Origin of the sequence: Xenorhabdus japonica (assembly GCF_900115195.1) — a bacterium.
Lineage (GTDB): Bacteria > Pseudomonadota > Gammaproteobacteria > Enterobacterales > Enterobacteriaceae > Xenorhabdus > Xenorhabdus japonica.
In genome coordinates, this window is record NZ_FOVO01000006.1 from 33,960 (window position 1) to 54,424 (window position 20,465).

A 20,465-nucleotide genomic window follows, 5' to 3' on the forward strand; every position below is an offset into this window, starting at 1 on the left:
ATTAAATAAATAATCTGTCTTTATTATCATAAAAAGACAGCAATCAGAATGCTAACCTTTCGAGCCATTACTCACTTATCATCAGAAGAAAAAATCATGCAAACTAAACCATCACTTTGGCTCGCCATTGCCTTGATGATGTTTCCGCAGATCGTAGAAACTATCTATAGTCCTGCATTAACCAATATTGCTAATGGATTTTTGGTTAGTTCAGAGCAAGCCGCTCAAACATTATCACTCTACTTCTTTGCTTTTGCCCTCGGTGTTGTCGTCTGGGGGCGCATGTGTGATGTGATTGGCAGACACCCGACTATCATTGCTGGCCTGTCACTCTATGGCTTAGTTTCCCTGCTGGTATTGTTAACACAACAATTCTGGTTACTACTCGGCCAGAATGTTGTCTGCTTTCGGCGCAGCAGTTGGCTCTGTCGGTACACAAACTATGATGCATGATACTTATCGTGGAGAAGAATTGGCGCGCGTCTTTTCCATCATGGGTATTGCCTTAGCTGCCAGCCCTGCCATTGGTATGCTTAGCGGCTCAACACTGAACTATTTTGCTGGCTATAAAGCAGTTTTTTCTGGGCTAACCATTTTGGCAATTATCCTGACTGGTTGGTCTATCGCTCGGCTACCAGAAACCCAGCCAATTAACGTGACAAAAGTACCTTTATTCAGCACTGCAATCATGATGCTCAAAGATATCTCAATTTGGCGAAATGTATTCTTGATCGCATTTTTCAATATTTGTTTGTTCAGTTACTACCAATTAGCACCATTCCGTTTTGAACAACTGGGAGTATCACAAGAAACATTTGGTTATACTGGCTTATTAATGACTTTCGGGGCTGGGCTAGGTTCTTTATTAAACAAATACCTATTAAGACAACAATGGATATCTGCCAAATTAGTCACACTCGCTTCATTGATTAGCCTACTGAGTGGGAGCGGTGTATACCTACTCGAAAATAGCTGGCTCTTTATTTTTCCAATGTTGGGGATCGTCATCGCTTATGGACTGGCTATTCCAAATATTCTGGCTTCTGCATTAACCAACTATTCAGAGCAATTAGGCACTGCGGGTGCTTTACTAGGATTGTTTTACTATTTGCTACTGAGCCTTGGTCTAGCATTGGCAGGCTGGAGTCAAGCATTGGGTTGTGTACTGATTTTTTGTGGGATCGGCATGATTGTTTTGTCCCTTGTTCAAACGTCCCTTTTTAAACAAAGATAAAAAGCCCCCAGCTCCCAAAATGGAAATAAAATCTGGGGGCTATATAGATTAAGCCGGATTAGGAATATCGATGAAAGTCACATCCAACCCATAATTATTCGCCAGCCACTCGCCGAGCGCTCTGATACCAAAGCGCTCAGTTGCATGATGCCCCGCAGCAAAAAAATGCAGTCCCATTTCACGGGCAACATGGATAGTCTTTTCTGATACTTCTCCCGTCACAAAGGCATCAACACCAAATTCAGCCGCCTGTTCAATAAAACTTTGGCCGCCACCTGTACACCATGCCAGTGTGCGGATTTCTTCTGGCGCATTATCGCCGCAATACAGAACTTTTCTCTCCAGATTTTTTTCAAGGCGTTCAGTCAATTCTGCGGGCGTAATAGGTTGATCAAAAGCACCATGAGGAAGAAGAGTATCAATCTCACCTATAACCTTCACACCCATCTGACGTGCCAATTGGGCATTGTTACCCAAAGCAGGATGGGTATCTAACGGGAGATGATAGCCATACAGGTTGATATCATTGCAGAGTAGTGTTTGCAAACGACGGCGTTTCATGCCGCGGATAACAGGAGATTCATTCTTCCAAAAATATCCATGATGAACGATGACAGCATCTGCTTCAAGGCGAACAGCTTCATCTAATAATGCCTGACAAGCTGTCACGCCAGTAATCACCCGCTGAACATGGGAACGACCCTCTACCTGTAATCCATTCGGGGCATAGTCTTGAAATTCACGGACTCTCAATTCCGTATTGAGCACATGCTCCAATTCAACATTGTTCATCACATTCCCCTTGTTACTTAGCCTTTTATTCACCATAAAATACATACCTGCCATGAATTAAGTCAATTCACTCGCCAAATTGCCTATACCCGTCATCTTCCAAGCTAGGCTCGAAATAGATTGGATATAAAGATCTTGGGTTATAAATGTACGCCTTAATTACATACAAAACAAAACACCTCGCCAACATAAATCGGCAAGGTGTCAAAACGATATTCAAGGTGCTGTATTCAAGATGCTATATTCAAAGCGCTATATTCAAAATACTCGCTCAAGCAGAAAAAACCAAGAATGGAAACCTGAGAGACGGGAAAGGTTATTAGGCTACGTCATAATGCTGTTCTAGCGATTTCGAGTACCTGAAGCTATTTCTAAACATTCCAGCCACACTGGCTTATCACTGGTTTTTATCCATACTTTATGCAGATAGCTATAAAAACGGGCCCGATCTCGACGAAACAGCATGACAGGAAGCGCAATGACGCCCAATGATACAGCGCCAATACGCCGTAAGAGAATCTGGTGCAAAGAGTATTCACGATATATAGACATTGATATCCTCCTCATGGGCATAACCTGTAAGATGCACAAAATTTTATCTGATAAAGTGAAAATTTACCACTCATCCGACCACTTTTTTAGTGGTATAAATCACCTTTTTTTTTAGTTGCGTAATTTAATTACAAAATAATTCTTAAACAGAAACAAAACCAACAATTTTAAAACAAAAAATTAACTATGAATTGTTTGCTACACTTGCCTTAATGATACTTTATCGATGAATTCCGCAGGTTATTTATACTTTTTTACACTTTTAGGAACTCTTTTAACAGCTTCTTTGTATGGTCATTCCTATGCTGTAACCGACTATTTCTTAAAGAAATAAGCAAGGAGATAAACCATGAATATATACCTAATCCTTGGCATTTTTCTGGTGACGCTATTACTGGGCTATCTAATTTATGCGTTGATGAATGCGGAGGATTTCTAAATGGCAGCATCAGCTTTTTTACTGATTACCAGCTTCTTACTCATACTGGTTCTATTGAGCAAGCCTCTTGGCAATCTGATCGCCAGACTCGTCGAAGGAGAATTGCCTCGCTGGCTGACAAAAACAGAAATCATTCTATGGCGTTGTTGTGGCCTGCAAAAACCCGGCCACGATGTCAAAGAAATGAACTGGTGGCAGTATGCACTTACGATCTTCATATTCAATATAGCGGGGCTATTGCTCCTGTTTACCCTGCTGATCAGCCAAAGTCACTTGCCATTGAATCCACAACATTTTGCTGGTATGAAATGGGATCTGGCACTGAATACCGCAATCAGTTTTATTACTAATACTAATTGGCAGGCTTATAGCGGAGAAAATACCCTCAGTTACCTGAGCCAAATGGCCGGATTGACTGTTCAGAATTTTCTGTCTGCGGCAACTGGCATTTCTGTGGCTTTTGCCTTGATGCGGGCGTTTTATCGCCAAAGCACGAAAACCGTGGGAAATGCGTGGATTGACATCACACGTATTACTTTATATCTTTTACTTCCGCTTGCGATCATCCTTGCCTTGTTCTTTGTCAGTCAAGGTGTTATCCAAAATTTCTCTTCCTATGTACTCACCCACTCGCTTGAAGGACAACAGCAATTAATTCCTATGGGGCCAGTTGCTTCTCAAGAGGCCATAAAACTTCTGGGCACCAATGGCGGAGGATTTTTTGGGGCAAACTCAGCCCACCCATTTGAAAATCCAACTTCACTCAGTAACTTTGTCCAAGTCCTGGCTATTTTCTTGATCCCCTGTGCATTATGTTTCGCATTCGGCCTGGTTGTTGGAGACAATCGCCAGGGATATGCTCTGCTCTGGGCAATGAGCATTGTTTTCATTATTGCCGCCAGTATAGTGATGTATGCCGAAACCGCAGATAACCCTCATCTCATCCAGTCCAATATCAGTAACCACTTTTTTAATATGGAAGGAAAAGAATCCCGCTTTGGTATCCTTGCCTCTTCCCTTTATGGCGTTGTTACGACAGCCGCTTCCTGTGGTGCCGTAAATGCAATGCATGATTCTTTTACTCCGCTAGGCGGCATGATACCGCTCTGGTTGATGCAAATTGGTGAAGTCATATTCGGTGGGGCTGGTTCTGGTCTTTATGGCATATTGTTGTTCGTCCTGCTTGCCGTATTTATTGCAGGTTTGATGATTGGCCGGGCACCAGAATACTTAGGTAAAAAAATTGATATCCATGATATGAAAATGGTCGCACTGGCGATTTTAGTTACCCCTTCGCTTGTTTTATTGGGAACTTCTCTGGCTATTTCAATCGACGCAGGTCGCAACGCTATTGCAAATCCCGGCGCCCACGGCTTCACTGAAGTACTTTATGCTTTCTCATCCGCAGCCAATAACAACGGGAGTGCCTTTGCCGGACTAGATGCCAACAGTGTCTTTTATAACCTGCTGTTGGGGGTAACCATGTTTCTTGGGCGTTTTGGCATCATTCTGCCTGTTCTGGCCATCGCTGGTTCCATGGTTAACAAAAAACGCCAGCCTATTAGCAATGGCAGCTTACCGACCCACGGTTCCCTCTTTATTGGATTATTAATTCTGGTCATTTTACTGATCGGTGCTCTCACGTTTATTCCTGCCCTAGCTCTTGGCCCTATCGCAGAACACCTACAACTTTGGCCATGAGAGTTGAGGTAAAAAGAGTGCGAGGTAAGATATGAAAAATAAACCACAAGTATTATTTGAACCGACTTTGATTCTCCAGGCACTTATCGACTCGTTAAAAAAATGCCATCCGGCTCAACAATGGCGAAATCCGGTCATGTTCGTTGTTTATGTCGGAAGTTGCCTGACCACCGCATTATGGATTGGCATATTAATAGGGCAATTAACGGGCAATATGCTATTTACCGGAGCCATTGTGCTCTGGTTATGGATTACCGTACTGTTTGCCAACTTCGCAGAAGCACTGGCGGAAGGACGTAGTAAAGCCCAAGCATCCAGCCTGAAAAATATAAAAAAAACCAGTTGGGCGATCAAACTAGCATCATCCAGCCGTGAAGCCGTAAAAGAAAAAGTCACTTCTGACACTTTGCGTAAAGGGGACATCGTGCTGGTGGAGGCAGGAGAAACCATTCCTTGTGATGGTGAAATCCTTGAAGGAGGGGCTTCCGTTGATGAAAGCGCCATTACAGGAGAGTCTGCACCAGTTATCCGCGAATCAGGGGGTGATTTTTCCTCTGTCACTGGAGGTACGCGAGTTTTATCAGATTGGCTAATCGTCGAATGTACAGTCAATCCGGGCGAAACCTTTTTAGACAGAATGATTTCAATGGTTGAAGGGGCTAAGCGACGTAAAACACCAAATGAAATAGCCCTCACCATTTTACTTACTGCACTAACCATTATTTTCTTGCTGGTCTGTGTAAGCCTTCTGCCTTTTTCCTTGTTCAGCGTCCAAGCCAATCAATCTGGCGCGCCCATTACACTCACTGTATTGATTGCCTTATTGGTTTGCCTGATCCCCACCACCATTGGCGGATTATTGTCAGCCATTGGTGTTGCCGGTATGAGCCGCATGTTGGGAGCCAATATCATCGTCACCAGCGGACGCGCTATTGAAGCCGCTGGAGATGTGGATGTCCTGCTACTCGATAAAACTGGCACTATCACACTCGGAAACCGTCAGGCATCTCAATTTTTACCTGCTCCGGGCGTAACAGAGCGACAGTTAGCTGATGCTGCCCAACTCTCTTCTTTTGCAGATGAAACACCGGAAGGGCGCAGCATCGTAATCTTGGCAAAACAACGTTTCAATATGCGTGAGCGAGATCTTCGAGAATTAAAAGCCACATTCGTTCCTTTCTCTGCCATGACACGCATGAGCGGAGTCAATATTGATAATCGCATGATCCGCAAAGGCGCTGTCGATGCTATTCGTCGCTATATTGAAGCCAACCACAGTCATTTCCCTGATGAGATTGATCATTTGGTACAGCAAGTCGCATATAAAGGAGGAACACCATTGGTTGTTGCTGAAAATCAGCAGGTCTTGGGGGTCGTCGCCTTAAAAGATATTGTGAAAGGCGGGATTAAAGAACGCTTCACTGAAATGCGCAAAATGGGAATCAAGACCGTCATGATTACAGGTGATAATCACCTTACTGCTGCAGCCATTGCAGCCGAAGCGGGCGTTGATGATTTTCTGGCAGAAGCCACTCCCGAAGCGAAACTCGCCCTGATCCGCCAATATCAGTCTGAAGGGCGTCTGGTTGCCATGACTGGCGATGGTACAAACGATGCACCAGCGCTGGCACAAGCAGATGTTGCCGTTGCTATGAATTCAGGTACACAGGCAGCAAAAGAAGCAGGCAATATGGTTGACTTGGATTCCAACCCTACCAAGTTGATTGAAGTTGTACATATTGGCAAACAGATGCTAATGACCCGCGGTGCTTTGACAACATTCAGTATTGCCAATGATATTGCTAAATATTTCGCCATCATTCCCGCCGCTTTTTCGGTTACGTATCCACAACTTAATGCATTGAACATCATGCACCTTCATTCTTCGGAATCTGCGGTACTGTCTGCTGTTATTTTCAATGCGATAATCATAATCTTTCTACTGCCATTGGCACTGAAAGGCGTCAGCTACCGCCCAATGAACGCATTGTCACTCTTGCGCCGAAACCTATGGATATATGGTCTTGGCGGTTTGCTTATACCTTTTATCGGCATTAAGCTCATTGATATATTGCTCACTGCCTTAATTTTTAACTGACGATCTTTAATTAATCTGCATTTAAATAATCAGGCCTTCAAATAAGGTGATGAAAAATGATCTGGTTACGTTCTTCCATTATTCTGCTGACATTTCTTAGCGTAATCACTGGCATAGCCTATCCATTATTGGTGACAGGAATATCAGGATTTTTATTTCCTCATCAAGCTAAAGGATCGCTAATAGAGCAGAATGGCAAACTCGTTGGCTCTGAATTAATTGGTCAAAATTTTACTAAACCCATCTATTTTCATGGCCGCCCTTCCATGACGACCGAGAAACCGTATAACACTCTGTCATCAGGGGGTAGTAATCTCGCTATGACCAATCCTGAACTGAAAAACAAAATAGACCAAAACATTATCCGGGTAAGTTTATTCAATCATCCGCAAAAATATCCGATCCCCGTTGATTTAATCATGGCATCCGGTAGCGGACTCGATCCCCATATATCCCCAGAAGCCGCTGAATTTCAGGCATCACGTGTAGCGGTAGCCCGTAACATATCACCCGAAGTCATTCATAAACTCATTGAGCAGCATATTCAACATCCCCTGCTGGAATATATGGGAAGGCCTATAGTCAATGTACTGGAGCTGAACCTAGCATTGGATAACCTAGACCCACAAGGCAAATAATATATGGTGCAAAACGAGCCAAAACGCCCCGATCCTGATGACTTACTGATACTGGCAAACGAAAAACCACGTGGCAAACTAAAAATATTTTTCGGTGCTTGTGCGGGTGTCGGTAAAACTTACGCCATGCTGCAAGAAGCTCAACGGTTGCTGGCACAAGGGTTAGATGTCATTGTCGGCATTGTTGAAACCCATGATCGACAAGAAACCGCAGCCCTACTTAAAGGGTTGCCCCAATTACCACCAAAATATTTCCACTACCATCAGCGCAGGATAGCAGCATTTGATATTGATGCAGCCCTTGCCCGCCATCCGGCCATTATTTTGATGGACGAACTGGCATTCAGTAACCCTAAAGACTGCCGCCATCCGAAACGCTGGCAAGATATAGAAGAATTATTGGAAGCCGGCATTGATGTACTGACTACCATCAATGTGCAGCATTTGGAAAGTTTGAATGATGTTGTCGGTGGTATTACCGGTATTCGTGTTCAGGAAACCATTCCCGACCATATATTTGATCAGGCCGATGATGTTGTTCTGGTTGATCTGCCTCCTGATGATCTGCGTCAGCGGCTCAATGATGGCAAGGTTTATATTTCAAGTCAGGCTGAGCGTGCCATTGAACATTTTTTTCGCAAAGGAAATCTGATTGCCCTGCGTGAATTGGCACTACGTTGCACGGCAGATCGCGTAGATGAGCAAATGCGCGCTTTTCGTGATACCAGAGGAAAAGAATCCGTATGGCATACGCGAGAAAATTTGTTGCTATGTATTGGCTATAGCGCAGGTAATGAAAAACTGATTCGGAAAGCCGCTCGCTTGGCAGCAAAACTCAATTGCATCTGGCATGCTGTTTATGTTGAAACTCCCAAATTACACCAACTGCCAGAAAGCAAACGACGTACTATCTTACAAGCCTTGAAACTGGCCCAAGATTTGGGAGCTGAAACCGCAACACTCTCCGATTCCCATGAAGAAAACGCAATCCTGCACTACGCCAGAGAGCATAATCTGGGGAAAATCCTTATTGGCCGCTATTACGATTCCCATTCAACTCTCTTTGGCTTTAAATGGCGCAGTGACTTTTCAGAACGACTGGGAAAACTCGGCCCTGATTTAGATCTGATTATTGTTGCGTTGGAAGATAAAAAACGCGGGGACAAAGAACCAAAAGATAACCGAACATTCTATGACAAATGGCGAGTCCCGACTCAGGGCTTTTTGATGGCAATTGTACTCTGTGCCCTCATTACTCTTTTTTCCCGGACGTTCTTGTTGACTCTTGATAAAGCCAACTTAGTGACACTCTACATGCTCGGCGTTGTCATCATCGCCCTGTTTTATGGTCGTTGGCCATCCGTCTTTGCCGCTTTCATCAATGTCATCAGTTTCGACATTTTCTTTGTCCAGCCACACTGGTCATTGGCAGTCAAGGATATGCAATATTTGCTCACACTGACTGTAATGCTGATTGTCGGGGCTGTTGTCGGAAACCTCACCGCAGGCATACGCTATCAGGCCAGAATAGCCCGTTATCGCGAACAGCGAACACGACATCTATATGAAATAACTCGCGAATTGAGCAAGGCCCTGAACGAAGAAGACATAGCCCGTATCAGCTATCATTTTCTATCCAATAGTTTTCAGGCAAAAACGGGGTTACTGCTGCCAGATAGCGGCCATCATTTATATCAAGTGAAATCCAGCAATGGTGGTCAAATGCAAATTGACGAAGCGATTGCCAAATGGTGTTTTGATAAAAAACAACCGGCTGGGGCAGGCACTGACACATTACCGGGAGTATCTTACCAACTATTGCCGATCGCCACACCTTCGCAGGTCTTTGCCGTTCTTGCCATTGAATCCCCTAACCTGCGCCAATTATTGATACCGGAACAACAAAGGTTATTACAAATTTTCACAGGACTCATCGCCAACGCACTGGAGCGATTACACCTTGCACGCAGCACAGAATCCGCCAAACTGGAAACTGAGCGGGAGCAATTGCGTAATTCATTGTTGGCAGCGTTATCCCACGATTTACGTACTCCGTTAACCGTACTATTCAGGCAATCAGAAATACTGATGTTGGATCTATCCGCCGAAAATTCGCCGCATATACAAAAAGTTAACCAAATTCGCCAGCAAATCCTCAGCACTTCACGACTGGTCAATAACCTGCTTGATATGGCACGGCTCCAATCAGGTGGCATTCAGCTCAATCTTGAATGGTATTCACTGGACGAAATTGTCGGCAATGCCTTGCGTTCTCTGGAATATACCCTCAATCGTTGCACAGTAGAGCTTTCCTTGCCCAACAATTTATTACTACACTGTGATGCCGTTTTACTGGAACGTGTTTTTTTCAATCTGCTGGAAAACGCTATTAAATACACCAATGAACAGACTCCCTTGGGCATACAAGCCACAATAGAGAAGAAAACCCATCAAAAACAGGTGCATATTGAAGTCTGGGATGCGGGAACAGGAATTCCATCAGGGCAAGAAAAACTTATTTTTAATAAATTCTCCCGCGTCAACAAAGAATCAGCTATATCTGGTGTCGGGCTAGAATTGGCGATCTGCCGATCTATTATTGAAATCCACGGCGGAAAGATATGGGCGGCTAACAATAAAAAAGGTGGAGCTAGTTTTCATTTTATTCTTCCGTTGGAAGATCCACCCAAAATTGAAAATGCTTTCAAGGATATGTGAGTACCACTAATGTGAGTACCACTAACGTGAATACAGTTAATATCAATACGATCAAAAACCAGAAACCGACCCCGCTTGTCCTAAGCATTTACTGACAGAAACAGGAATCGGTTATCGATTTATGTCTGACGAGTGAATAACGTATTCAGGCTCAAGAGGATCAAACAATTTGCCTGATTACGTTATTTCCTGCGAACAGGCAAACCTGTTCCACGAATCCCTTCTTGTGGCAAAACCAATACGGCTGCCGACCATGCAGGCATTATTACCTCGCCATTTTCTGTTATTCTCACCCCCGCAGCCAAAGATGCCTTATCCAATTCACGTTGAATATCATTTAATTTCAACCCGTTGATATTAAGATCTTTGACAGTCACAGACCAAGGTGCGGCATTAATAGCAACTACCAAGCCATCAAACCGCCAATCACGATCACTCTGGGTCATATTGCCATCATCAATCGTCATTATCAGTAAACCCATTTGCTGGTGGGGGCCAACATTAACAAAATCGACACGTTGCCTGATAGCAGCACCATCACCAAGAGTCATCAATGGTGAAAATTGACGTAACCGCAATAGCTCCTGATAAAACGCCATCATCTGTAATAATTCATTTTGACTTGGTTTTTTCACCTGATTCTTCACACGATAAATCAATGGATAATTCTTGCCATCATTACTGTATTCGGGTAGCCCTACATCATAATTATTGTCTTTATAGCTATAACTAACACGATTAAACCAATCACCAGCGTCATAGGAATCGCGGGTAAAGGATTTTGAACGCAATAATTCTGAACCCTGTTGATCGAAAGCCAAACCTTGTCCAAGAAATACCGTAGCAAGAGAGATCGCCTGCATACGAACCCTCGTCATCAGACTCGCTTCATAGGCAGCTTTATAGTTGATAATGTCCCACAATGTTTGATTATCGTGCTTGGATACATAATTCAGCACTTCAATCGGATCTAACGCATAACCCGCAGCAGTCCCCTTGTAATCAATTTCGCTGCCTGTTTTCACTGCCCCATCTTTATCGATCATGACAAAATCAGCCAAATTGCCAACCATGCCAATACGTACCAAATCCCATAAATGACGAACGTTATCCGCATCTAATCTGGAAATTTCATTAGGCAATATTTCAGCACCATTGCCTACTCCCTGATTACTGCGAATACTATCGGCTACATCAAATGGCCCGCCGCCACGTACCGCATCCCGTAGCCTGTCAGAGAACGTACCAATGCCTGTCCCCTTAAGATTGAGCTGAGAAGCGGTTTCGAATCGATCATCCTGCCCAGAATTCCACCCCTCTCCGAAAAAGTAGATCGATGGATTAATAGCTCGCACTTTTTCTAGTGCCGATAGAATTTGTACTTTGGGGTGGTAAGCCATTAAATCAAATCGAAACGCATCTATCTTATAATCTTTAACCCACGTCACCAGCGAATCTTCGATCAATTTGGCAAACATGCGACGTTCCGGCGCAGTGTCAGAACAACAAGTATTATTTTCAACCTTGCCTGTTATTTCATCCAAACGGTGGTAATACCAAGGCACTATCTTATCCAACACCGACGTTCTGGCTGTCGGGCCTGCCGTATTAGTATGGTTATAGGCAACATCCATGATCACATTCATGCCCAAGTGTTGCTTGATAGCCTGTACCATGGCACGAAATTCTTTTATGCGGCCGGAACCTTCCGGATTAGTGGCGTAAGAACCTTCCGGCACTGAATAGTGAAATGGATCGTAACCCCAGTTATAGGAATCAGTTTTTGCCACTAGCGTATTTAGTTCTTGCACCTGCGGATTATTGATATTGTCATCACGCAGCAATTCCTGCAAAACCTCCCGCACGGTCAATGAACTATGACAATAATCGGCAAAACGACTGTTTTTAACCATTGGATTGATTTGACACAGACGACTAAAAGGGTGTTCAAGGTCAGCCACCTGCTGGCTAAATTCATTAACAGAAGCAATATCAAATACAGGCAGCAACTCCATATGAGTCATTCCAGCCTGACTCAACGCCTTAAGATGCTTGAACATATCACTGTTATTATCAGTCAGTGCCAGATACTTACCACGCCAGGCTTCTGGTATCGTACTGTCTGCAACGGAAAGATCACGGATATGCGCTTCATAGATAGTCATACGTGCAATATCCGTCGGTGTATTTTGTGAGTGCGGCACCAACAGATTATTCCAGTTTAGTGGCTTCAGGGATTCATCATCCAGATTGACGACCTGACTGTATTCCGAATTAGTAGACAGGCTGTAAGAATAAGGATCAGTAGCCTCATAGTGTTCCACATTGCGAGATTGCGGGTGGTAAACCTGTAAATCATAGCGGTAATAAGTGCCAATCAACTCCTTACCACCTTGCCATGACCAAGAACCACTCGCTGCGTCACGTTGCATTGTGTGATTGGCGATAGCCTGTTTATTTTGATCATAAATAACCAAACCGACATTTTGTGCCGTGGGTGCCCACAACCTGAAAATCACGCCCTTATTATTTATCCGCGCCCCATATTCCAATTTATCGGCAGCATCAGAGAAACGATCATCCAGCACACCAGCCGTTTGTACTTGGGTTGCCGATAGAAATATGCCTTGCTCGTTGGCCGACAAAACTACCAAATCCCCGGTCAGCAGTCGATCAATATCCACATTCTCAGGTAAACGAAAAGCCGCCCACTTCGCCAGATGAGGGAATTTTTTTGCTGTTTCCTGACTTAAAATCGTCGGTGTGAGCGTCAAATAGCTATCAGTAAAATAACCTTGGTCATTGACCTCCACCTTATTATTTTGGTTGTAATATAGGCGAACAATAAATTTACCTTCATCACCTGACCACGTTTTATTGTCTGACAATAATAACGTCTGTCTATCAACCCAGTGAGCAGAAGCTTGAGAAATTACGGATTCAAAATCAGCAATTCCTGTACGGTGGAGATAGATGTGTTGACTATCTGATAACTGATCCAAGCTATGTACCATCACTTTCTCCTGATTTTTCAACAAGTCAGTTTTATTTGGAATGCAATGTGCCAGTAATGAAATCAATAACCCGCAACCTAAAATAAGGTAAATCTTTCTCCAAAAGTCAGATTTCATAGTCAAACCCTTTTAATGAAAGATAACAGTAATCCTTTAACTTTTAATAAAAATAAAAACAGTGATTAAATAGGGGAATAAGCACTCTTACCTCATCCTTTTATTAATAAAAATGGGGATGAGAATAAAGGATGAATTATTTTTTGATGTATATCCAATAGATTTGCGGCGGCAACAAAAAAGCCGTAGCAATTGCTACGACTTTTTTTCCATTCAGAAACAGGGGGTTCAATCAACCAGCAGCAAATACCTGATTAACGATTTCCTGTGCTTCTTGCTCAATTTTTTCCCGATGTTCCGCACCGAGGAAACTTTCGCAATAGATTTTATAGGCCTCTTCCGTGCCAGAAGGGCGGGCAGCAAACCAGCCATTATCACTCATTACTTTCAGGCCACCAATGGAAGCGCCATTACCCGATGCGGTTGTCAGGCGAGCGGTAATCGGATCGCCTGCCAATACATCGGCCTTGACCATTTCTGGTGACAGCTTAGACAACAATGCTTTTTGCTGATGAGTAGCCGGAGCCTGAATGCGACTATAGCTTGGTGTACCAAATCTGGCAGCCAGTTTGTCGTAACGTTGCTGTGGATTCTCACCGGTAATTGCGGTCATTTCAGCAGCTAACAAACAAAGGATGATGCCATCTTTATCGGTTGACCACGGAGTGCCATCAAAACGCAGGAAAGATGCACCAGCACTTTCTTCTCCACCAAAGCCCAACTCGCCTTTATATAATCCATCCACAAACCATTTAAAACCGACGGGAACTTCTACTAATTCACGTCCCAAATCAGCGACAACCCGATCAATCATGGCGCTGGAAACCAGTGTTTTACCCACGGCGATATTTTCAGGCCATTGAGGACGGTGGCGGAATAAGTAATCCACAGCCGTTGCCAAATAATGGTTAGGATTCATCAAACCCGTTGGTGTAATAATCCCGTGACGGTCATAATCGGGATCATTGGCAAAGGCCAAATCAAATTTACCACGCAGCTCCAACAATCCTGCCATTGCCCAACGAGATGAACAATCCATGCGGATCACACCGTCATGATCCAGTGTCATAAAACGGAATGTCTGATCGATCTTATCATTAACCAGTGTCAGATCGAGATCGTAATATTCCCCAATCCGTTGCCAGTAAGCAATCCCGGAACCACCCAGCGGATCGATACCAATTTTCAAACCGGCTTTCTGGATCGCTGCCATATCCACCACTTCACCCAGCGCAGTAACATAAGGATCAATCAAATCTTGAGGATGCAGGCATTCACTTTTTAATGCCAATTCATAAGGCTGTCGCTTGATCCCGTTGAGATCGTTCGCCAGTAATTCATTGGCGCGCTGTTCAATAATTGCAGTCAGATCGGTATCGGCAGGCCCGCCGTTGGGGGGATTATATTTAATGCCGCCATCTTCTGGTGGATTGTGGGAGGGCGTGATCACTATCCCATCTGCTAGATTTTTCCCCTGACGGTTGTAGCATAAGATGGCATGAGAAATAGCAGGAGTCGGTGTGAATCCATTATTTTCCTGCACAATCACATCCATGCCGTTCGCCGTTAATACCTCCAATACAGAGATAAATGCTGCTTCTGAAAGCGCATGGGTATCTTTACCCACATAGCATGGCCCAGTAATCCCATGTTGCGAACGAACTTCGACAATAGCCTGAGAAATAGCCAAAATATGCGATTCGTTGAAACTATTGCGTCCAGAACTGCCACGATGACCAGAAGTGCCGAATTTGACTTTATGTGCTGGATTTTCAGGATGTGGTTGTAAGGTGTAATACTGTGAAGTGAGTTGGGCAACATTAATTAAATCATGCTGCTGGGCGAGTTGCCCTGCTCTTGAATGAATTACCACTTTAGTATTTCTCCTGGGAGACTGCACTGGTGATAAGCCAGTACAGTATAAATAAGTCAAACGATTAGATTAGTAGGGTAACTCGCTGAATTTCGCTAACTTAAGAAGTTCACTAAATTAAGAATCTCATTAAATTAGATAGTGCCACACACTTTCTCAACCAAATTTGCCGGAAACTTCATATCCTGCATAACATGTTCAATCATGCTGCGTTTACGGTCAGTATTAGTATTGGTGATTACCCAAAAAGGCGTACCGGGGATATGACGAGGCTTAGTTTGCTTGCCGCTGGCTAATAAAGTGTGCTCATCACCCGCGAAATAGGTGCGGGTACGCCCGTGCATCGCTTCCGTTGTTTTGGAAAAACTCTCACTGTTCAGGCTATACAGTGTAGACAGGATCAGCATAAAGCGCTCAACAGATTTTTTCTTTTCAGCGTACTCATCAGAAAGCAATAATTCACGAATAACGCGGACAGCATCACGGGAACGGGCAACCGGGACTTTAACAACAGGTGCAGGATCGTTGGCAGACTCTGTAATTTGTACTGGCTGCCCGACGTCCAATTTCAATATGCGCCGTAAAATATCAGATGCACTTTCACCGATATGCAGAGTTTGGCTTGCAATAAAGCGGTAAAGGTCTTCATCAACTTCTATCGTTTTCATTTCTATCCAGTACTGTTCTTAATGAAAAATTATCTTGGGATTATAAGATATAATACCAAAAAACAAAACAATTAAACTTTCAATAACTTAAAGTGATTCTTTTTAAAATTGATAATCATTAGAAAAGCGACTTCCCTTTAAAATAAATCAATCAGTTACAACTATTTTATCTCATTTCCGTCCCATTGAGTTTGTCACTGTTCACGTGTCATGATATTAAACATCTCAATATTAAACATTATATAAATGGTATTAAATTCAGGCAAATCATGAAATCAAATAGTCAATTAAATTATCATTTTCACACGCCGGAAAATCCACAATCTTCAACACCTATTGTCCTGATTCATGGGCTTTTTGGAGATTTAAACAATCTGGGAGTATTGGGACGTGATTTACAACAACATTATCCGGTGATTCAAATTGATGTACGTAACCACGGTATTTCACCACCTATGGAAAACATGGATTACCGTGATATGGCGCAGGATGTCCTGACGCTCCTTGATGAGCTAAATGTACCCAACGCCACTATTATCGGGCATTCCATGGGAGGCAAAATCGCCATGACCATGACAGCCATTGCGCCAGAACGCATCGAAAAAATCGTGGTGATTGATATGGCTCCCGTTGCTTATCCCGTTCGCCGCCATGACAGCATTTTTGCAGCATTGAATAAGGTTACAGCAGCCGGTGTACAAACCCGACAAGCTGCGACAGATGTTATGTACCAAGATATTTCGGAAGAAGGTGTTATTCAATTTTTACTGAAATCGTTCCGTCAAGGGGAATGGAAATTCAACCTACCCGTTTTGCAAAGTGAATACGAAAAAATTATCGGTTGGGAAACTATTCCTGCATGGTATAAACCTGCCCTGTTTATTCGTGGAGGAAATTCAGATTATATTACTGAAGAATACCGAGAAGACATTATCCGCCAATTCCCACAAGCAACAGCCTGGGTTGTAGCAGGTTGCGGACATTGGGTTCACGCAGAAAAACCTGAAGCTGTACTCAGGGCAATTCGTCGCTTTTTAGAAAAAGAATAATTCTGTTATCAACCCACATTTAGTGGGTTGATAAAAACAGGACATACTCAATATTATTATCAAGAAATTAATTCTTCTTAAAAATAATCCCGTCTTTATTTCTTATACTTAACCAAAAAGCAGGATCAATATAAAAATAATTATATCTAATTCATTAATTACATCCTAATATATGTAAAGAAAATATAATCAGAAAACATTACACCAATACTAAATAATATATCCCATCGACAAATAAAATGTTTTAACTTTAATTAAGGACAAAAAATAATGAACGATAATATTTTATATAATCCTATTGCACACCTTTATGAGAGCTTTTCAGACTCAGCTCCTCATATCGAAGTGGAAATTAGAACAATCCTCAATCTAGCCGGTGATATACAAGGAAAATCAGTGTTAGATTTGGCATGTGGATATGGTCTTTTTAGTCGGAAATTCAAAAATCTTGGTGCTTCAAAAGTTGTTGGTGTCGATATATCAGACAAAATGATAGAAATTGCCAGAAATAAATCACAGCAATACAACGATGATATAGAGTTTCATATAAGAAATGTCTGTGAAATGGAATCATTTGGGAAATTTGATCTAATAGTCGCGGCCTGGTTATTTTGCCATGCGGAATCACTTGAAGATCTTACGACAATGTTTCGTGTAGTTGCAGATCACCTTAAACCTTCCGGTAAACTCGTAGCTTATACCTTTGAACCTGATTATCGATTAGCAAAAGGGAACTATGAAAATTATAAAATAAAGGTTCTGAGTGAAGAACCAGTAAAAGATACAACCCTCTTAAAGGCTGAATTTATTACTACTCCTCCCACTCCTTTTACGATGTATCGTTGGAGCCGTGAACAATATGCAGATGCAATCAATAAAGCAGGTTTACAATTTGAATGGCATAAACCAATGTTGTTAGAGAGTGATATTAAAAGCCATCCTCCAGGTTTTTGGGATGATTATCAACGCAACTGTCTTGATACAGCTCTTGTTTGTCACTTCTAACAAAAATAATCCCCCATAATTCAGGGGGATTATTTCATTAAATATTTTATTCTCCGATTAATCCTACACTGTCTATATAAATTGTACCTTCATGTACATGTATTACTAACTTCACTTGTTTGTTATTTACCAATGCTAATTCTAAGGCCGTCAACATCTGGTTACCAGGACTTGAATTTATCCCATAGGTTAACAGTGCATTCTCAAGTCGTTTATTACCATAATCATCACTTATTTCAACAGTTACATTACTGGAAACAGGAGATGCTATATGAAGATTAGAAACATATCCAGCGACTGTAGATTGGTTTTGTTGTATTTCAGTATCATTATTAGAATTCGGTTTATTTTCTTGCATAATTAATCTCACTTAATATCATGTTTTATTAATAATATTAAAATCATTTAAATCACATAAAATAAAGCTGTGAAAACAATAAAATATTGTTCTATTATTACTTATATATAGCTACAGATTTTATAGCCTTGTCTTCCCCAAACACCCTCACTTTTTTCTTATAGATAACGGCTAATTCTAAAACCGTTAGTAGTTGCTCACCAAGACTTTCAGTTAGATTATAATACAAATGAGCATCATGAATTGCTGACCTATCACCTATTACAGTAACAGATATATTATTTACACCATATGGGATATCTAAAAAACTAACATAACCCTCTACTGTAAATGAATCATATTGTGTCCCAACATCATTAGAACTCTCTGTGTTTTTATGCATACTAAACCTCGCTCAACATCACATATATTAACGGAATAAAACGGGATTTATCATTAATAAAATGATAGCAGCATTAATATATAGAAAAACCATTCGGACAACATGAAATTACCGCCTCAATATTCATTATATAATAATATAAATTACCGCCCTTCATTTGTTCTTATATTTATATTTTACATACACTTTAATTATGTTATTTGAATATTAAATATCATTAACTTTAAACGAAATTAATAACATATTATTAATATATTTTGGTAATATAAATTATTCTGATTTTTTAATTAGTTACTGATGTAATGTATCATTCAAAACTAGCTCATATATCCTTGTAGTTAACATTAAAACTTACTGAGATCATTTTATGTTTCAACAGATATCGGTATCTAATCGAGATTAGCTGCTATCTCCGCCATCTTATTGATAACAAAAGTGATAGTTGCCACTAGTTATCTTACTATCAAAAATAGTTTGTACTAAACTTCTAGTAACTAATAAAGGCTTCCCAATTCAAAAGCAATATCAATAATAGGAGACTAAATATGACTATGTCATCACTACAAAGTCAAAATCACAAATTAAATAACACTGAAAATGAGGTATTGAAGATATGTAAAGAAGTTTTACTCGTAGAATCGATGGATACTAAAGATGACTTCTTTAGTCTTGGTGCTGATTCTATTTCCTTAGTTGAAATACAAATTTTTATTGAGCAAAACTTAGGAAAGAAAATAGATTGGAGTGACGTACTCAGATTCAGAAATGTTGAATCTCTTGCGGCTTTTATTGACTCAACTCACCGCCTTCCACCTCAAGACAAGAGAAAGATTGAATGGCGCGGAGTAAAATATGCTTTCCGTGTCATTGGTGATATTAATACTGATACTACAGCCCTGGGAGCAAAAACCGCAGTACCAAAGCTGATTATAGCTGGCGGTTTTCAAGATATGTATTCTTTACCACATCTTGAATATCTCCTTAAAGATGATGGTCCTCTAATCATGGTTGACTTACCCGGAACTGGGTCTGCGGACAATATACCAGACAATGAGAGTTTTGAATTTCTTGCCGAATGTGCCAGACATGTTCTAGATGTACTTTCTTTACAAACGATAAATCTTATTGGTATTTCTTACGGTGGCTCCACTGCTTTGGAATTTGCTTATCGATGGCCTGAAAGAATCAATAAAGCGGTGTTAATTGGCGTTGCATTAACTCAGCCACCTCATATTCAAGACAGATTAAATACTGCGTTACAATTACTCAGTGAAGGAAAATATGATGAATCCATTGAGAAAATTATTTCAAGCATTCTTTGCCTTGAACCTGGTACTGACATATTAGGAAAAGATACTACATATAGACTGCTAAAAACGACACTACAGGAATCAACCCAACAACAAGGAGAACGATATGAGAGTCTCCAAACGCGCCTTTTGAACCAAAAGAAATACGAGAGAGCTGACAACTTCAACAAACCCATGTTATTTACAACGGGTGAATACGATATCATTACACCACCTGAAAATGTCAAATATTGCGCTTCTATTTTTCCAAACTCAACATTCACCACCATCAAAAAATCGGATCATCTCGTTATGGTAGAGCGCCCAGATGTGCTGGCTGATCTGCTTATTCGTTTTTTCAATGGGAAGGATTTTACTAATACTAATTACTTGAATGAAATTGAATTAGTTAACTAACACTTCAGTAAAAATCCATCTATAAACAATAAATTAGTTTAATACACTCTGTTACATTAAAATTAATCGGGTGATATGTTGAATTTTTCCATATGTTACCCGGTATTCGGCTAGACAAACA

At 41.6% G+C, this 20,465-nt stretch carries 15 protein-coding genes and 1 pseudogene; 9 read left to right on the forward strand and 7 right to left on the reverse strand.

Annotation, left to right across the window (positions count from 1 at the left end):
* Window positions 1-96 precede the first annotated feature (96 nt).
* A pseudogene (locus BM135_RS03945) lies at window positions 97-1,234 on the forward strand (MFS transporter).
* 48 nt (window positions 1,235-1,282) lie between these two features.
* On the opposite strand, the gene BM135_RS03950 reads toward BM135_RS03945, so the two are convergent.
* Both BM135_RS03950 and BM135_RS03955 read right to left on the reverse strand, forming a co-directional pair.
* Window positions 1,283-2,026 carry a type 2 GTP cyclohydrolase I gene (locus tag BM135_RS03950; RefSeq protein WP_092518029.1) on the reverse strand — a complete coding sequence of 248 codons (744 nt, stop codon included), beginning with the start codon at window positions 2,024-2,026 and terminating at the stop codon, window positions 1,283-1,285.
* A 342-nt stretch (window positions 2,027-2,368) separates the two neighbouring features.
* A complete protein-coding gene (locus tag BM135_RS03955; RefSeq protein ID WP_092518031.1) occupies window positions 2,369-2,578 on the reverse strand; it encodes a YbfA family protein in 210 nt (69 codons plus the stop codon).
* Between the two features lie 349 nt (window positions 2,579-2,927).
* Here BM135_RS03955 and kdpF point away from each other — a divergent pair, with 349 nt between their 5' ends.
* Genes kdpF through kdpD form a run of 5 tightly spaced genes read left to right on the forward strand, consistent with a single transcriptional unit; the run spans window position 2,928 to window position 10,172 of the window.
* Window positions 2,928-3,017: a K(+)-transporting ATPase subunit F gene (gene kdpF / locus BM135_RS03960; protein ID WP_092518039.1), complete on the forward strand. Its 90-nt coding sequence runs from the start codon at window positions 2,928-2,930 to the stop codon at window positions 3,015-3,017.
* Window positions 3,018-4,718 (forward strand): potassium-transporting ATPase subunit KdpA, encoded by a 1,701-nt coding sequence (gene kdpA, locus BM135_RS03965; protein WP_092518040.1) that lies wholly within the window; start codon window positions 3,018-3,020, stop codon window positions 4,716-4,718.
* A gap of 31 nt (window positions 4,719-4,749) precedes the next feature.
* Complete coding sequence (gene kdpB, locus BM135_RS03970; protein ID WP_092518041.1) at window positions 4,750-6,816, forward strand: potassium-transporting ATPase subunit KdpB; 2,067 nt, start codon at window positions 4,750-4,752, stop codon at window positions 6,814-6,816.
* Window positions 6,817-6,872: 56 nt separating this feature from the next.
* Entirely contained in the window at window positions 6,873-7,454 is a 582-nt protein-coding gene (gene kdpC / locus BM135_RS03975) for a potassium-transporting ATPase subunit KdpC (protein ID WP_092518042.1), read from the forward strand.
* Window positions 7,455-7,457: 3 nt separating this feature from the next.
* Window positions 7,458-10,172, forward strand: a complete 2,715-nt coding sequence (gene kdpD, locus BM135_RS03980; RefSeq protein ID WP_092518043.1) for a two-component system sensor histidine kinase KdpD — start codon at window positions 7,458-7,460, stop codon at window positions 10,170-10,172.
* 182 nt (window positions 10,173-10,354) lie between these two features.
* On the opposite strand, the gene pulA is transcribed toward kdpD, so the two are convergent.
* From pulA to seqA, 3 genes are all read right to left on the reverse strand, one after another.
* Complete coding sequence (gene pulA / locus BM135_RS03985) at window positions 10,355-13,303, reverse strand: pullulanase-type alpha-1,6-glucosidase (protein ID WP_175485941.1); 2,949 nt, start codon at window positions 13,301-13,303, stop codon at window positions 10,355-10,357.
* A 232-nt stretch (window positions 13,304-13,535) separates the two neighbouring features.
* Window positions 13,536-15,176, reverse strand: coding sequence for a phosphoglucomutase (alpha-D-glucose-1,6-bisphosphate-dependent) (gene pgm / locus BM135_RS03990; protein WP_092518044.1), 1,641 nt, complete (start codon window positions 15,174-15,176; stop codon window positions 13,536-13,538).
* Between the two features lie 134 nt (window positions 15,177-15,310).
* Window positions 15,311-15,844, reverse strand: a complete 534-nt coding sequence (gene seqA / locus BM135_RS03995) for a replication initiation negative regulator SeqA (RefSeq protein ID WP_092518045.1) — start codon at window positions 15,842-15,844, stop codon at window positions 15,311-15,313.
* Window positions 15,845-16,113: 269 nt separating this feature from the next.
* Here seqA and ybfF point away from each other — a divergent pair, with 269 nt between their 5' ends.
* The gene (ybfF, locus tag BM135_RS04000) at window positions 16,114-16,893 is read left to right on the forward strand and encodes an esterase (RefSeq protein ID WP_092518047.1); all 780 of its coding nucleotides are present in this window, start codon (window positions 16,114-16,116) and stop codon (window positions 16,891-16,893) included.
* Window positions 16,894-17,163: 270 nt separating this feature from the next.
* Window positions 17,164-17,898, forward strand: coding sequence for a class I SAM-dependent DNA methyltransferase (locus BM135_RS04005; protein ID WP_092518049.1), 735 nt, complete (start codon window positions 17,164-17,166; stop codon window positions 17,896-17,898).
* 46 nt (window positions 17,899-17,944) lie between these two features.
* Here the strand turns inward: BM135_RS04005 and BM135_RS04010 are convergent, their stop codons facing one another.
* Window positions 17,945-18,256, reverse strand: coding sequence for a hypothetical protein (locus BM135_RS04010; RefSeq protein WP_092518051.1), 312 nt, complete (start codon window positions 18,254-18,256; stop codon window positions 17,945-17,947).
* Between the two features lie 97 nt (window positions 18,257-18,353).
* Window positions 18,354-18,638 (reverse strand): hypothetical protein, encoded by a 285-nt coding sequence (locus BM135_RS04015; RefSeq protein ID WP_092518053.1) that lies wholly within the window; start codon window positions 18,636-18,638, stop codon window positions 18,354-18,356.
* A gap of 545 nt (window positions 18,639-19,183) precedes the next feature.
* Between BM135_RS04015 and BM135_RS04020 the strand changes: the two genes are divergently transcribed.
* On the forward strand, window positions 19,184-20,344 hold the full coding sequence (locus BM135_RS04020; protein ID WP_245737289.1) for an alpha/beta fold hydrolase: 1,161 nt from the start codon (window positions 19,184-19,186) through the stop codon (window positions 20,342-20,344).
* Window positions 20,345-20,465 lie beyond the last annotated feature (121 nt).

Excerpts from the sequence above, each read along its gene's own strand:
- seqA (WP_092518045.1), bottom strand. The coding sequence starts at position 15,844 with ATGAAAACGATAGAAGTTGATGAAGACCTTTACCGCTTTATTGCAAGC.
- BM135_RS04020 (WP_245737289.1), top strand. The coding sequence starts at position 19,184 with ATGACTATGTCATCACTACAAAGTCAAAATCACAAATTAAATAACACT.
- pulA (WP_175485941.1), bottom strand. The coding sequence starts at position 13,303 with ATGAAATCTGACTTTTGGAGAAAGATTTACCTTATTTTAGGTTGCGGG.
- ybfF (WP_092518047.1), top strand. The coding sequence starts at position 16,114 with ATGAAATCAAATAGTCAATTAAATTATCATTTTCACACGCCGGAAAAT.
- kdpD (WP_092518043.1), top strand. The coding sequence starts at position 7,458 with ATGGTGCAAAACGAGCCAAAACGCCCCGATCCTGATGACTTACTGATA.
- kdpF (WP_092518039.1), top strand. The coding sequence starts at position 2,928 with ATGAATATATACCTAATCCTTGGCATTTTTCTGGTGACGCTATTACTG.
- BM135_RS04005 (WP_092518049.1), top strand. The coding sequence starts at position 17,164 with ATGAACGATAATATTTTATATAATCCTATTGCACACCTTTATGAGAGC.
- kdpC (WP_092518042.1), top strand. The coding sequence starts at position 6,873 with ATGATCTGGTTACGTTCTTCCATTATTCTGCTGACATTTCTTAGCGTA.
- BM135_RS04015 (WP_092518053.1), bottom strand. The coding sequence starts at position 18,638 with ATGCATAAAAACACAGAGAGTTCTAATGATGTTGGGACACAATATGAT.
- BM135_RS03950 (WP_092518029.1), bottom strand. The coding sequence starts at position 2,026 with ATGAACAATGTTGAATTGGAGCATGTGCTCAATACGGAATTGAGAGTC.
- BM135_RS04010 (WP_092518051.1), bottom strand. The coding sequence starts at position 18,256 with ATGCAAGAAAATAAACCGAATTCTAATAATGATACTGAAATACAACAA.
- kdpA (WP_092518040.1), top strand. The coding sequence starts at position 3,018 with ATGGCAGCATCAGCTTTTTTACTGATTACCAGCTTCTTACTCATACTG.
- BM135_RS03955 (WP_092518031.1), bottom strand. The coding sequence starts at position 2,578 with ATGTCTATATATCGTGAATACTCTTTGCACCAGATTCTCTTACGGCGT.
- kdpB (WP_092518041.1), top strand. The coding sequence starts at position 4,750 with ATGAAAAATAAACCACAAGTATTATTTGAACCGACTTTGATTCTCCAG.